Raw genomic sequence first — 14,369 nt, 5'->3', positions numbered from 1 at the left:
GATGGACTGCGGTGGACGCCTGTGCCCCGAGGGGGGCAGCGGGACGTCTCGGACGGAGGCCCACACTAACCGCTGGACAAGATCACGGTCCGCCGCCTGTGGACAACCCCTCGGCGCCGGGCCGTTCGTTACGTATGGATGTGCGCTTTTCATCGCTCGCCGGAGGACCGGCGAGAGGCCCGTGCACGCGCTCTTCCCGGGGCGCCCTCGAGGACGGTTCGCGGTCCGTGGGCGTCAGACGGCGGCCTTCTTGAGGCGCCGGCGCTCCCGCTCGGACAGACCGCCCCAGATGCCGAACCGCTCGTCGTTGGCGAGCGCGTACTCGAGGCACTCGGAGCGGACCTCACAGGCGAGGCAGACCTTCTTGGCCTCGCGGGTGGAGCCGCCCTTCTCGGGAAAGAAGGACTCGGGGTCGGTCTGGGCGCACAGCGCGCGCTCCTGCCAGCCGAGTTCCTCGTCCGCGTCGTCGACCAGCAGTTGCTGCACCAGCTCGGTCATGTGCGCCCCTCGTCAGTCTTTCGCGTCCCCGTGATGTAGCCGTTACCGATTTCGGCTGAACGACACGAGTGAAATTACAAGTGTGCCGATCCGGGCCAGTCAAGCCGAGATCTGCTATTGGGCCCCTTATTCACTCTGCGGAACCAAGGCTTTGCGGAAAGTGTTCAAATCGGCATAAACCCTGACAGCCATCGAGGGTCCGCGCGAGCCGCCCGCCCCCACAGGGAAGGACGCCCACAAGTTCGATCTCGTTCCGACGTGAACGGCGAAGCGAACCGGATCACAGTCGGATCACGAGATCGCAACGGCGTCCACACGTCCGGCGGTGCGCTCCATGTGTCCCTGACTCCCCCTGCACAAACCTTTCATCAGTCAGATGAACCGGATGGGGTGAAACAGTTCCCACATTCCGGGACCGAAGTTGACAGCGAAGGTGTGAACCGATGTCCTAGTGAGCATGCTCGTGAACTCGGCTGCCGCCTCGACCCGCCCCGTCGGGTTGCTCGGTGCTGCCCGCGCTCGCTGTAGCCGTTGCTGTTCCGGCTGTTGAGCCTGCCCCACCGCTCCGGCCGCTCCTGAGTCCACACGACTCGGCTGTTGTTCCCCGCGCCCGTACCAGGGCCCGCGCCGCGCCCGTGACCCGGGCGGACGGCACACGACACCCAGCCCCCCGCACCCTTCCGCCGAGGAACCTCCGCACCCATGAACAGCGACAGCGACCTCCAGATCGCCGGCGACATCCTCGAAGTACCGCATCTGCTCCAGCCGCCGCGCGAGCACCCCTCCACCGTGGCCGAGTTCGCCGGCCTCGCCCGCGCCATCGCCGCCGACCACGCCCGGTGGGCCACCCTCGTGCAGTACGACGCCACATCCCGCTGGTACCACCGGCTGCAGACCGGCCCCGGCTACGAGGTCTGGCTGCTGTCCTGGGTGCCGGGGCAGGGCAGCGGACTGCACGACCACGGGGGTTCGTCCGGCGTGCTGACCGTTCTGGACGGCGCACTCACCGAGCGCACGGAGCGCGCCACCCGCGCGTTGAGTGCGGGGGCGCAACGCGTGTTCGCGCCGGGATATGTGCACGAAGTGGTGAACGACACGCTGGAGCCGGCCGTGAGCCTGCACGTGTACTTCCCGGGGCTGACCGAGATGCCGATGCTCACTGCGTCCCCGCTCCGGTCGACCGGGGCGACCCCGGTCTCGGCGTGCGCGGCCCACCGCGGCGGGACGGCGGACTCGGTCACCGCCTGAACAGGACCCCGCCCCGGCACACCCGGCGCCGGGTGTGCCGGGGATCCACAACCGGGTCACACACTGTCCTGCCCGCCTGCAAGACTGGCTCCCATGCGCATTGTGGTTCTGGCAGGCGGCATCGGCGGTGCCCGGTTTCTGCGTGGTCTGAAGCGGGCGGTGCCCGACGCGGACATCACGGTCATCGGCAACACCGGCGACGACATCCACCTCTTCGGGCTGAAGGTCTGCCCGGACCTCGACACGGTGATGTACACCCTCGGCGGCGGCATCAACGAGGAACAGGGCTGGGGCCGGGCAGACGAGACCTTCCACCTCAAGGAGGAGCTCGCGGCCTACGGCGTCGGGCCGGAGTGGTTCGGACTGGGCGACCGCGACTTCGCCACGCACATCGTGCGGACCCAGATGCTGGGTGCCGGCTATCCGCTCAGCACGGTCACGGAAGCACTGTGCGACCGCTGGAAGCCGGGCGTCCGGCTCATCCCCATGTCGGACGACCGTGTCGAGACCCATGTCGCCGTCGAGTTGGACGGCGAGCGCAAGGCGATCCACTTCCAGGAGTACTGGGTGCGGCTGCGGGCCTCCGTGCCGGCCGAGGCGGTGGTACCGGTCGGCGCCGAGCAGGCGAAGCCCGCCCCGGGTGTCCTGGAGGCGATCGCGGAGGCGGACGTCATCCTCTTCCCGCCGTCCAACCCCGTCGTCTCCGTCGGCACGATCCTCGCGGTGCCCGGCATCCGCGAGGCGATCGCGGACGCCGGGGTGCCGGTGGTGGGTCTGTCCCCCATCGTCGGCGACGCGCCCGTGCGCGGGATGGCCGACAAGGTGCTCGCGGCGGTCGGCGTCGAGTCGACGGCCGCGGCGGTCGCCGAGCACTACGGCTCGGGGCTGCTGGACGGCTGGCTCGTGGACACGGTGGACGCGGCCGTCGTGGACCGTGTGGAGGCCGCGGGCATCCGCTGCCGCGCGGTGCCGCTGATGATGACCGACCTCGAGTCGACGGCCCGGATGGCCCGCGAGGCACTGGCCCTCGCGGAGGAGGTGCGGACGGCGTGAGCGAAGCACCCGGCTACCGGGTCTGGGCCCTGCCCGGGCTGCCCGAGGTACGTCCCGGGGACGACCTCGCCAAGCTGATCGCGGCCTGCGAACCCGGTCTCGTCGACGGGGACGTCCTGCTCGTCACGTCGAAGATCGTGTCCAAGGCCGAGGGACGCGTCGTGCGCGCGGACGACCGGGAGGCCGCCATCGACGCCGAGACGGTGCGCGTCGTGGCCCGGCGCGGGCCGCTGCGGATCGTGGAGAACCGCCAGGGGCTCGTGATGGCCGCCGCCGGAGTCGACGCCTCCAACACCCCGGCGGGGACCGTGCTGTTGCTGCCCGAGGACCCCGACGCCTCGGCGCGGACCCTGCGGGAGGGGCTGCGGGACACGCTCGGCGTCGACGTCGGGGTGATCGTGACGGACACCTTCGGAAGGCCGTGGCGCACCGGGCTCACCGACGTCGCCGTCGGTGCCGCGGGCGTACGGGTCCTGGACGACCTGCGCGGCGGCACGGACGCGCACGGCAATCCGCTCAGCGCGACCGTCGTCGCCACCGCGGACGAACTGGCCGCCGCCGGCGATCTGGTCAAGGGCAAGGCCGCCGGGCTGCCGGTCGCCGTCGTGCGCGGCCTTTCCCATGTGGTGGCCGGCGACGACGGCGAGGGGGCCCGCACGATGGTGCGCGTCGCGCGCGACGACATGTTCCGGCTGGGCACCTCCGAGGCGGTCCGGGAGGCGGTGACCCAGCGGCGGACGGTGCGGGCCTTCACCCACGAACCCGTCGACCCCGGTGCCGTGCGCCGCGCGGTGGCCGCCGCCGTGACCGCTCCGGCACCGCACCACACGACGCCGTGGCGGTTCGTGCTCCTGGAGTCGCAGGAGTCGAGGACCCGGCTGCTGGACGCGATGCGTGACGCCTGGATCGCGGACCTGCGGCGGGACGGGAAGACCGAGGAGTCGATCGCCAAGCGGATCCGGCGCGGGGACGTACTGCGCAACGCGCCCTGCCTGGTCGTGCCCTGCATGGTGATGGACGGCTCCCACACCTACGGCGACGTCAGGCGGGACGCGGCCGAGCGGGAGATGTTCGTGGTCGCGACCGGCGCAGGCGTGCAGAACCTGCTCGTCGCGCTCGCCGGGGAGCGGCTGGGCTCGGCCTGGGTGTCGTCGACCATGTTCTGCCGGGACGTCGTCCGCGAGGTGCTGGACCTGCCGCGGAACTGGGACCCGATGGGCGCCGTGGCCGTGGGGCACGCAGCCGAGGAGCCGAGGGCCCGGCCGGAGCGGGACGCCGGGGCGTTCATCGAAGTGCGGTGAGCACGCCCCCGGTCCGCGGCGCCGCGGACCGGGGGCCGTTATGTCGTGGACTGCCGCCCCTCGCGGCACCCCGCCCTCTACCCTCGTAGGACACCCCAGCATCACCAGGACGTCACCCGTGGCCGGACGATTCGCGCAGCGCCCCACTCCCACCACCGCGCGCGGTGGGCATGTCGTCGTGCCCGCGGGTGTGCCGCGGCAGGGCACCGTTCCCGGCCGCCGACGGTCCTGGACGCCGCCCGGGCCGCTCGACCTCGGGCTGGTGCTCGGGCCGTTGCGGCGGGGCCCCGCCGATCCCACGTTCCGGACGACGCCCGACGGTTCGGTCTGGCGGGCCAGCCTCACCCCTGTGGGTCCGGGCACCCTGCGGGTCGCGCTACGCGCCGGAACCGCCGAGGCGGAAGCGTGGGGCCCGGGCGCGGAGTGGCTGCTGGAGCAACTGCCCGAGATGCTCGGTGCGTCGGACGATCCCGGCGTCTTCGAACCGCGGCACCGGCTGGTCGCGCTCGCACGGCACCGTCGGCCGGGGCTGCGGTTGATGCGCTCGGGTCTGGTCCTGGAGTCGCTGATCCCGTCGGTCCTGGAGCAGAAGGTCACGACGGACGAGGCGTACCGGGCATGGCGCCTGCTCGTTCGGAAGTTCGGTGAGCCGGCGCCGGGTCCCGCGCCGGGGCGGATGCATGTGATGCCGGCGCCGCGGACGTGGTCGCTGATTCCGTCGTGGGAGTGGCACCGGGCCGGGGTCGACAACAAGCGGGCTTCGACGATCCTTCGGGCGGTACGGGTCGCGGCGCGCCTGGAGCAGGCGACGGCGATGGAACCGGCCCAGGCACAGGCGCGGCTGGAGCTGGTGTCCGGGATCGGGCCGTGGACCTCCGCGGAGACCGTGCAGCGCAGTCATGGGGCGGCGGACTCGGTGACCGTCGGGGATCTGCACCTGCCGGGCATCGTCGGATACGCCCTCGCCGGCGACCGGAACGCGGACGACGAGTTGATGCTGTCGCTGCTGGAACCCTATGCGGGACAGCGGCATCGGGCGGCGCGGCTGATCCTGCTGAGCGGATGTGTGCCGCCGCGACGTGCTCCGAGGATGCCGCGCGGGGACATCGGACGGTTGTGATCGGGCGGTTGCAGGGGCCGGGGCCGCGGGCCCCGGCCCGCGGCCGTGTCCTACTGGTCCGACGTCCTACTGGTCCGACGAGAAGCGCACCGCGCCCGCGGGGATCCGTGCGTCGCACCAGACCCGCACGCCGTCGCGGAGTTCGTTGTCCGCGCCGACCACCGCGCCGTCGCCGATGACCGCGCCGCAGACGACCGAGCGCTCACCGATGCGGGAGCGGGCGCCGATCAGTGAGTCCGTGATGACCGCGCCGGGTTCGATGACGGCGCCCGCGAGCAGCGTGCTGCCGGAGATCCGGGCACCCTCCCCGACGAACGCTCCCTCGCCGACCACCGTGCCGCCCGTCAGCTTCGCGTCCGTGGCCACCGAGGCCGTCGGCAGGATCAGGCGGTCGCCGCAGCGGCCGGGCACGGCGGGCGACGGGGCCCGCCCGAGGACCAGGTCCGACGAACCGCGGACGAAGGCCGCCGGGGTGCCGAGGTCCAGCCAGTACGTCGAGTCCACCATGCCCTGCAGATGGGCACCGGCGGCCAGGAGGTCCGGGAAGGTCTCCCGTTCGACCGAGACCGGGCGGCCCTCCGGAATGGTGTCGATCACCGAGCGGCGGAACACGTACGCCCCGGCGTTGATCTGATCGGTGACGATCTCCTCCGGGGTCTGCGGCTTCTCCAGGAACGCGGTCACCCGCCCCGTGCCGTCCGTGGGGACCAGGCCGTAGGCCCTCGGGTCCGCCACCTTCGTGAGGTGCAGGGACACATCGGCGCCCGACGTCCGGTGGGTGTGGACGAGGGCGCGGATGTCCAGACCCGTGAGGATGTCGCCGTTGAAGATCAGGACCGGCTCGTCCGGTCCCGAGTGGAGACGGCTCGCCACGTTGCGGATGGCACCGCCCGTGCCGAGCGGCTCCTCCTCCGTGACGTACTCGAGCCGGAGCCCGAGGGACGAGCCGTCACCGAAGTGGGGTTCGAAGACCTCGGCCAGATACGAGGTGGCGAGCACGATGTGCTCCACGCCTGCCGCTCTCGCCCGCGCCAGTTGGTGTGTGAGGAAGGGGACCCCGGCCGCCGGGACCATGGGCTTGGGCGTGTGCACCGTGAGCGGGCGCAGCCGGGTGCCTCTGCCGCCGACCAGGAGGATCGCTTCTGTCACCTGTCGTCTCTGCTTCCTGCCGGGACCGGCCGAACGGTTCGATCGGCCGGCCAGTGTATGCAGACCGTGTTGTGAGGACCGCTAAAGGCGTTATGAGGACCGTTAGAGGCGCCTTCGATGACAGTGGGGTGTCCTTCGACGGCTGGGTGTGGGGCGCCTTCGCACACCTTCGTGCGGAAGAACTCGTACGGCTGGTGCCGGGGTCGTGCGGTGAGTGGCGGTCACCGCACGACATCGTGCGGGTGGTCGGTACGACGTCGGGCGACGGCCCCCGACCTCAGCGGCCCTGCAGACGGGCCGCGGCGGTACGGATCGAACCGAGTTTGCCGTAGAGCAGCTTTCCAGGGCACTCAGTGGCGAACCCGTCACGATGGCCGGAGATCACGTTCAGTCGTACGTTCGCTCCCTTTGGGTAGAGATTGCCACCGCCGGACGTCAGGTATGTCGTGCCACGCGGATCGATGCCGGTGAGGCCGAGTTTCCACGCGGTGAGTGCGGCGATGGAGTTGACGGCGGCGGCCGACGGCGCGGTGCTGGTGAAGGAGCCGAGGACGGCAATCCCGGTGGTGTTGGTGTTGAACCCGAGGGTGTGGGCCCCCATCACGGGCTTGTCCACGCCGCCTGCACGCCCTTCGTAGATGTTTCCGCACTTGTCGATGAGGAAGTTGTAGCCGATGTCCCGCCAGCCGCTGCTCACCACGTGATAGCGGTAGATACTGCGGATGACGGAAGGCGCCTGCGCGCAGGTGTAGTTGTTGCCCGAGGCCGTGTGGTGCACGAAGGCCGCCTTCACACTGCCGGTGTAGACGAAGCCCGACTCGCGCAGGCTCTCGTCGGCACCCCACCCGCTGCGCGTGACGATGCGGGGACGCGGCGCGGCGAACGGCTTCGCGGCCGCCGAGGGTCCACCGCGCACCTCCCCCGCCTGATCGACGTCGGCCTCGTTCGTCGTCTCGTCGGACGGCGCGGGGAACATCGAGGCGTTCATCGAGGCGTTCAGGGACGCGAGTCCGGCCTCGACGGCGGAGGCGATGGCATCCGCGCCGGTCCCCCCGTAGGGCATGTCCTCGTCCGACCGCTGCACCGGGTCGGTCTGCGAGGACGGGGCGAGGGCGCCCTGCCCCGGCTCCGCTCCGGGGTCGACCAGTTCGACCCGCAGACCGTCGGGGAGGGTGGGCGTCCGGGTCCCGCCGATCTGGTCCGCCTCCGCGCGGACCCGCACCTCCACACCGTCCGAGTCGCCGACCCACAGCGGCGCGGTCGAACCGCGCATCCGGGACGAACTGCCCTCGTCCGAAGCCGGATCCGGGCCGTGGCCGTGGTTGTGCGTCTCGACGTCCTGCCAGGCGGACCACCGGTCCGCGCCGCTCGCGCGGGTGCGGATCTGGACGTGGCCGTGCAGCTCGGTGGCCGGGTCGTCCCAGACGACACCGACCAGCGAGAAGGACCGCACGGACTGGGGGGCCAGCCCCATCTCGGGCGCCGTACCGGCGGCACGATCGGGATTGAGGGGGACGAGGGGGAACGACTGGGTGCTACCGGGGACCGTGGCCCCGGTGACGGGCCGGGTGGCCGGTGGACGGTGCACGCCCGGCCCCGCCGCCGCGGCGGCGGGAAGAGGAGCGGACAGGGCCAGAACGGTCGCGCACGCGACACCGATCGAAGAAGCAAAGTATCCACGCATGCTACTGATCTTGAACATAGTCAGACATATATGTCCATACCGGAATTGACGGACCGTCGGATTTGCTCGTCCGAACCGGTGGCACGTTCACCCGCCCGCAGCTGAGCCCGGCCGGCCGGCCCCGCGTACCCTTGCGCGCGTGAACGCCACCGACCGCACTTCTGCCGACCTGCTGCGGTCCGCGCTCGCCGCGGACCCCGCACGCCCCCTGGTGACCTTCTACGACGACGCGACAGGTGAACGCGTCGAGCTCTCCGTGGCCACCTTCGCCAATTGGGTGGCCAAGACCGCCAACCTCCTTCAGGGCGATCTCGCGGCCGAGCCCGGTGACCGCGTCGCGCTGCTGCTGCCCGCCCACTGGCAGACGGCGGTGTGGCTGCTCGCGTGCGCGTCGGTGGGCGTCGTCGCGGATGTCGGCGGCGACGCAGGCGCGGCCGACATGGTCGTGAGCGGACCCGACGCGCTCGACGCGGCGCGCGCCTGCTCCGGGGAGCGTGTCGCCCTCGCCCTGCGTCCCCTCGGCGGTCGTTTCCCGCAGACCCCGGACGGCTTCCTCGACTACGCCGTGGAGGTGCCGAGCCAGGGCGACCGCTTCCAGCCCTACGCGCCGGTCGCCCCGGAGGAGCCTGCGCTGATCGTCGCCGGAGCGGAGTACACGGCCGCGGAGGTCGTGGAGCGGGCTCGTGGGGACGCGCCCGCTCTCGGTCTGACAGGGCCCGGCTCACGCCTGCTGTCCGCACTGCCCTACGACACCTGGGAAGGACTGAGCGCGGGGCTGTACGCACCCTTGGCCACCGGGGCCTCGGTGGTCCTGTGCCGCCATGTGGAGCAGCTCGGTGAGGACTCTTTGGCGAAGCGGATCGAGAGCGAGCGGGTCACCGCGACGGCGCTGCGCTGAGCGGCGCCGGGAGCACCGGGTGGAAGCCTTCGCGCCCGCCCGGTGCCCGCGCACGGCACCCGCCCGTTTCCGCACTCCCGGCGGGGTCCCGCCCTGGCCCGGGCCTCTGCGCGCACTGTTCGCGGTGCCCCGCCCCGTCCCCCGTTCGGCCTAACACCGCCCACCCCCGCCCCCGGCCCGGGGCCATGGTCGTAAGAGCCCTGCACGCTCGTAACGCCTCTAGGGGGTGCACTCGCCAGTGACCAGCGAAAGCACTCCCTGGCGGCCCAAGGCGGCCGCAGCGGGCCGCCGCGAACCCGTCGGCGCCACCCCCACGGGCACCGGGCTCCGACGTCGCCGGCGCCGACGCTGGACATGCCGCTGCTCCCTCGGCCTGGCCGTGCTGCTGTTCGGGGCCGCGGGGGCCGGATGGGTCGCGTACGAGAAGCTGGACTCGAACATCACCGCGGACACCGACGCCGCCTCCGAACTCGCCCGCCACGAGAAGGAGCGGCCCACCTCGATCGCGCCCGGCGCGCTGAACATCCTCGTCATCGGTTCCGACTCACGGTCGGGTGCCGGCAACAGCCGGTACGGGCGGGACTCGGGGACCGAACGGTCCGACACCACCATCCTTCTGCACCTCGCGGCCGACCGGCGCAGCGCCACCGCCGTCTCCCTCCCCCGCGACCTGATGGTGGACGTGCCGAGTTGCCGGCGGCCGGACGGCAGCCAGAGCGAGGCGGCCTTCACGATGCTGAACCACGCCTTCGCGAACGGCGGTTCGGCGTGCACGATCCGTACCGTGGAGAAACTGACGAACATCAGGATCGATCACCATATGGTCGTCGACTTCGAGGGCTTCACGAAGATGGTCGACGCTGTCGACGGCGTCGAGGTGTGCCTGAAGCAGCCGATCGACGACCGGGCCGCGGATCTGAAGCTGCCCGCGGGCCGGGTGACGCTAGACGGCGAGCAGGCGCTCGGCTATGTCCGCGCCCGCAAGAGCCTCGGCGACGGCAGCGACACGGAACGGATGGAACGCCAGCAGCGCTTCCTCGGCGCACTGGTCAGCAAGGTGCGCAGCGACGGCGTCCTGCTGAATCCCGTGAAGCTGTATCCCGTGCTGGACGCGGCCACGTCGTCCCTGACCGCGGACCCCGGCCTCGCGAGCCTGCGTCGGCTCTACGAACTCGTCCACGGGCTGCGGAACCTGCCCACGGACGATGTGCAGTTCCTGACGGCACCGCGCACCGCATACCCGTACGACACCGATCGCGACCAACTCGTCGAACCCGAGGCGCACGAACTCTTCGGACGGCTGCGTGCGGACGAGCCCGTCGCGGTCACGAAGGAAGTCGCCGCCAATTCGCCGTCAGGAACGAGCGCCAGGACGGCCGATGACCGTGACGGTGAGCAGTCGTACGGCGACGGAAAGTCCCATGGAAAGACAGCCGCCGACTCGACCCTTCCCGATCGGGCTCCGACACCCCCGCCCACTTTTCGGGGAAACACGGCCACCCAGGACGCCTGCGGGTAAAGCGCACACCAAGACGAGGAACGTCTGAGCTAAGAACTCACTGGGAATTAGGGCAGATTGCCCGGTTGTATGGGAGTGGAATTTGTCACCGCCGTCGCTTGACGTTGAACTGGGCGGATAGTGTGAGCGACCCGGTGCCATGCCCGTGAGATCCATCGCGGTTCGCGCACTGACTGAAGAGACCCGAGCGCCTCGAGGGGGAAGGCGCCGCGTGGCCCCGACGGAGGATTCGGACAACCGTGGACGCGCAAGGCCGTGGGCGGGCAGAGAACATCGACCCCGCAGACCAGTGGGTACTCAACCCGAGCACCGGCGAATACGAACTGCGACTGAGCCCTTCCGCACCGCAGTCGTCCGTGCCTAGACCGCGGCGGGCAAACCCGTCGCAGGGACCTCAGGGGGGCACACGAACGGCACCCGGCCCACGAAGGCCGGCACCGGACGGACCCGCTCCCGACGCCCTGCCCGGGCAGCGCCGCCGACGAGGGGCGCCCGAGGAGCCGCCGCCGGGTCGGCGCCGCGGACGTACGAAGCCCAGGAAGGGCAAGGCCAAGAAGGTGCTGCTGTGGACCGGCGGCAGCATGGCGTTCATCCTCGTGGCGGTCTCCGCGGCGGGGTATCTCTACATCAAGCACCTCAACGACAACATCACGTCGGTCTCAGACGACGGCGCGGGCACCGGTGGCTTCCAGAAGGACAAGGCCATCAACATCCTGCTGATCGGCACGGACAAGCGCACCGGCAAGGGCAACACGGGGTACGGCGACACGGGCAGCGTCGGGCACGCCGACACCAACATCCTGCTCCACGTCTCCAAGGATCGCTCGAACGCGACCGCGCTGAGCATCCCGCGCGACCTGATTGTGGATGTGCCGGACTGCCCGACGCAGCAGGCCGACGGCTCCACCAAGATCATCCCCGCGACACCAGGTGTCCGCTTCAACACGAGCCTCGGCCAGGACGGCCGCACGCCCAGCTGCACCATGCGGACGGTCACCGAGCTGACCGGCATCACCCCGGACGACTTCATGGTCGCGGACTTCAACGCGGTCAAGACGCTGACCTCGGCGGTCGGCGGTGTCGAGGTCTGTCTGGGCAAGGACATAAACGACCCGGACTCGCATCTCAAGCTGACGAAGGGCACGCACAACATCGAAGGTGAGCAGGCGCTCGCCTTCGTACGCACCCGGCATTCCGTGGGCTTCGGCGGCGACCTGAGTCGCATCGGGCTCCAGCAGCAGTTCCTCAGCGCACTGATGCGCAAGCTGAAGTCCAACTCCACACTCACCAACCCCAGCAAGATGCTGGACGTGGCGGAGGCCGCGACCAAGGCGCTGACCGTCGACTCCAAGATCAACAGCATCGGCAAGCTCAAGGACCTGGGTCTGGAACTGGGCAAGCTCAATCCCAAGAACCTCACCTTCACGACGGTGCCGGTCCTCGACAACCCGGCCGACGGCGTGGTCAAGAAAACGGTCATCGTCAATCCGAACACGGCCCCCCAGGTCTTCGAGGCGATCAGGGGCGACGTCTCCTTCACCGAGGTCAAGCAGAAGCAGCAGCAGAAGAAGACTGCAGCAGACAACCTCCTCAAGGGCTCGCGCTCGGCCGCGTCCGACGTCCGCGTCGACATCTACAACGGCGGTGCGCCTGATGGCAGTGCGCAGGAAGCCGTCACCTGGCTGCAGAACAACAAGGGCGTTCCCAAATCCAGCCAGCTCGGCAACGCGGACACGCCACTGAGCAAGACGACCCTTGAGTACGCCCCCGACCAGGCGGATCAGGCACGCAAGCTGGCGGACATCATGGGGCTTCCGGCGTCGGCGATGAAGCCGGGCCAGAGCGAGAAGAACTCTCAGGGCCTCCCCGCGATCGTGCTGACCCTGGGCAAGGACTTCAAGGGGGCCGGAGTGCCCCTGACAGCACCGACGAAGGCGCCGGACGTCGACAAGTCCACGGCGGACAAGGTTCAGTGCGCCAAGTGACCTCAGCGGTCGATTACGCGTCTGACTGAACGTACTCGCGCCCGACGGGATGCATCCTGTCGGGCGCGTCAAGCGTCTAGTTACTGAACGCGAGACATATCCGGTGGGACGCACGTCCGGTCCGCCGAACGGCGAAGCACGAGAGGCGCGACGGGGCGTCCTCCCGGCTCGCGGGACGGACCCGTTGTCGGGCGCAGGGTGGGGAGGCAGGACTTGGTGCAGAGCGGTGTGCGTGGAAAGGGGGGGCGCCCACATGTGCGGCAGGCCGGTGAACTGGGCTGGGACGAAAGCCTCTACGACCGGCAGGACGACGGCGCCCAGGAGGGCTCCGACGGTCCACCGCCGAAGCGGGGCGACCACGACGGGCAGGGCGGCGGGAGCGGCATCGTGCACAAGGGGCGCCCGCGTCGCAGACGCCGGGTGCTGCGCTGGTCGGCGACCGTCCTGGCGGTTGTCATACTCGGGACCGCCGGCGCGGGATACGTCTACTACCAGCATCTGAACAACAACATCAAGAAGGACGACCTCAACATCGGCGACGCCAAGGACCGTGCGGTCGCGCCGAAGCCGAACGCGGCGGGTCAGATGCCGCTGAACATCCTTCTCATCGGGTCGGACGCGCGCGACACCAAGGAGAACCAGGAACTCGGCGGCGCCAAGGACACCTTCGGGGGCGCCCCTCGCGCGGACGTCCAGATGCTGCTGCACGTCTCGGCGGACCGCACCAACATGTCGGTGGTCAGCATGCCCCGTGACACCCTGCTGCAGCTCCCCAAGTGCACCGACCCCGTGTCGGGAGAGGTCTACCGGGCGACGACGTCCCTGGCGATGACGAACGACTCACTGGGCCGCGGTGGCCCCGGCTGCTCGGTGGCCACCTGGGAGAAGCTCACCGACATCCACATCGACCACTTCATCATGGTCGACTTCGCGGGCGTGGTCTCGATGGCGGACGCGATAGGCGGCGTCCCGGTGTGCGTGGACAAGAACATCTACTCGCACACCTCGTCCGGCCACGGCTCCGGCCTGAAGCTGAAGGCGGGCACCACCTATGTGAAGGGCACACAGGCCCTGCAGTGGCTGCGCACGCGCTACGGGTTCGAGGACGGCAGCGACATCGCCAGGACCAAGGCCCAGCACCAGTACATGGGCGCGATGGTCCGCCAGCTGCGTGAGAACGCCACTCTGAGCAACCCGAACAAGCTCCGCAAGCTCGCGGAGACGGCCACCGCGTCGCTCACCGTCGACAAGGGGCTCGGCTCGGTCACGAAGCTCTACGACCTGAGCACCGAGTTGAAGAAGGTGCCCTCGAACCGCATCACGCTGACGACGATGCCGTACGACTACGCCGGTGCCCGTGTGGTGCCCAAGCCGGGCGACGCGGAGAAGCTGTTCCGCCTGGTGCGCGAGGACATCCCGCTGGACGGCAAGGGTGCGAAGAAGAAGACCACCGAGGCCACGACGGCTCCGACGGACAGTGATGACAAGATCGCCGTCCAGGTCCAGAACGGCACCCGGACGTCCACGCTGGCGCCGGTGAGCGGACGGGCCGGGGCGGTGGCCCAGATCCTCGGCCAAGACGGCTTCACGGAGGCCAAGGCCGACTCCTCGACGGTGCTCTCCGAGGAGAAGACACTGGTCCGCTACCCGAGCGCGGACCTCAAGGGCGATGCCCAGCGGGTCGCGAAGGCCCTCGGTATCCCGGCGAGTTCGGTCGAGCAGTCGACGGATGTCTCCGGCGTCACCCTCGTCGTGGGTTCCGACTGGCGGTCGGGCACCACGTACACGGCGCCGAAGGAGGACAACAAGACCCCCACGTCGGCGAACATACTCAATGGCGCGACCGAGCAGTGCATGAAGGTGGACCCGGCCTACAGCTGGTGACCGCGGGATCGGGGCCCCCTCCACCCGGAG

11 protein-coding genes are annotated in these 14,369 nt (G+C 70.2%); 8 read left to right on the top strand and 3 right to left on the bottom strand.

The window, feature by feature from the left end; translation table 11 throughout:
- Positions 1–234: 234 nt before the first annotated feature.
- Positions 235–498 carry a WhiB family transcriptional regulator gene (locus tag ADL25_RS29040; protein WP_003975777.1) on the bottom strand — a complete coding sequence of 88 codons (264 nt, stop codon included), beginning with the start codon at positions 496–498 and terminating at the stop codon, positions 235–237.
- A gap of 702 nt (positions 499–1,200) precedes the next feature.
- On the opposite strand from ADL25_RS29040, the gene ADL25_RS29035 reads away from it, so the two are divergent.
- The 4 genes from ADL25_RS29035 to ADL25_RS29020 all read left to right on the top strand — a co-directional run bounded on the left by ADL25_RS29035 (position 1,201) and on the right by ADL25_RS29020 (position 5,220).
- Positions 1,201–1,746, top strand: a complete 546-nt coding sequence (locus ADL25_RS29035; RefSeq protein ID WP_059130794.1) for a cysteine dioxygenase — start codon at positions 1,201–1,203, stop codon at positions 1,744–1,746.
- Positions 1,747–1,839: 93 nt separating this feature from the next.
- The gene (gene cofD, locus ADL25_RS29030; RefSeq protein WP_059130793.1) at positions 1,840–2,799 is read left to right on the top strand and encodes a 2-phospho-L-lactate transferase; all 960 of its coding nucleotides are present in this window, start codon (positions 1,840–1,842) and stop codon (positions 2,797–2,799) included.
- Complete coding sequence (locus tag ADL25_RS29025) at positions 2,796–4,100, top strand: coenzyme F420-0:L-glutamate ligase (RefSeq protein WP_059130792.1); 1,305 nt, start codon at positions 2,796–2,798, stop codon at positions 4,098–4,100. The genes cofD and ADL25_RS29025 overlap by 4 nt, the downstream gene beginning before the upstream one ends.
- 118 nt (positions 4,101–4,218) lie before the next feature.
- The gene (locus tag ADL25_RS29020) at positions 4,219–5,220 is read left to right on the top strand and encodes a DNA-3-methyladenine glycosylase family protein (protein WP_059130791.1); all 1,002 of its coding nucleotides are present in this window, start codon (positions 4,219–4,221) and stop codon (positions 5,218–5,220) included.
- A 66-nt stretch (positions 5,221–5,286) separates the two neighbouring features.
- Here the strand turns inward: ADL25_RS29020 and ADL25_RS29015 are convergent, their stop codons facing one another.
- Positions 5,287–6,369: a nucleotidyltransferase family protein gene (locus tag ADL25_RS29015; RefSeq protein ID WP_059130790.1), complete on the bottom strand. Its 1,083-nt coding sequence runs from the start codon at positions 6,367–6,369 to the stop codon at positions 5,287–5,289.
- Positions 6,370–6,646: 277 nt separating this feature from the next.
- Positions 6,647–8,053, bottom strand: a complete 1,407-nt coding sequence (locus ADL25_RS29010; protein WP_059130836.1) for a peptidoglycan recognition protein — start codon at positions 8,051–8,053, stop codon at positions 6,647–6,649.
- A 139-nt stretch (positions 8,054–8,192) separates the two neighbouring features.
- On the opposite strand from ADL25_RS29010, the gene ADL25_RS29005 reads away from it, so the two are divergent.
- From ADL25_RS29005 to ADL25_RS28990, 4 genes are all read left to right on the top strand, one after another.
- The gene (locus ADL25_RS29005) at positions 8,193–8,951 is read left to right on the top strand and encodes a TIGR03089 family protein (RefSeq protein ID WP_059130789.1); all 759 of its coding nucleotides are present in this window, start codon (positions 8,193–8,195) and stop codon (positions 8,949–8,951) included.
- 238 nt (positions 8,952–9,189) lie between these two features.
- Positions 9,190–10,470, top strand: a complete 1,281-nt coding sequence (locus ADL25_RS29000; protein WP_059130788.1) for an LCP family protein — start codon at positions 9,190–9,192, stop codon at positions 10,468–10,470.
- Between the two features lie 239 nt (positions 10,471–10,709).
- Complete coding sequence (locus ADL25_RS28995; protein WP_059130787.1) at positions 10,710–12,455, top strand: LCP family protein; 1,746 nt, start codon at positions 10,710–10,712, stop codon at positions 12,453–12,455.
- A 213-nt stretch (positions 12,456–12,668) separates the two neighbouring features.
- Positions 12,669–14,339, top strand: coding sequence for an LCP family protein (locus ADL25_RS28990; protein WP_059130786.1), 1,671 nt, complete (start codon positions 12,669–12,671; stop codon positions 14,337–14,339).
- Positions 14,340–14,369 lie beyond the last annotated feature (30 nt).

The sequence above is a fragment of the Streptomyces sp. NRRL F-5122 genome, from assembly GCF_001507435.1.
Classification (GTDB): domain Bacteria; phylum Actinomycetota; class Actinomycetes; order Streptomycetales; family Streptomycetaceae; genus Streptomyces; species Streptomyces lannensis.
This window is presented reverse-complemented; position numbering and strand designations above follow the sequence as displayed.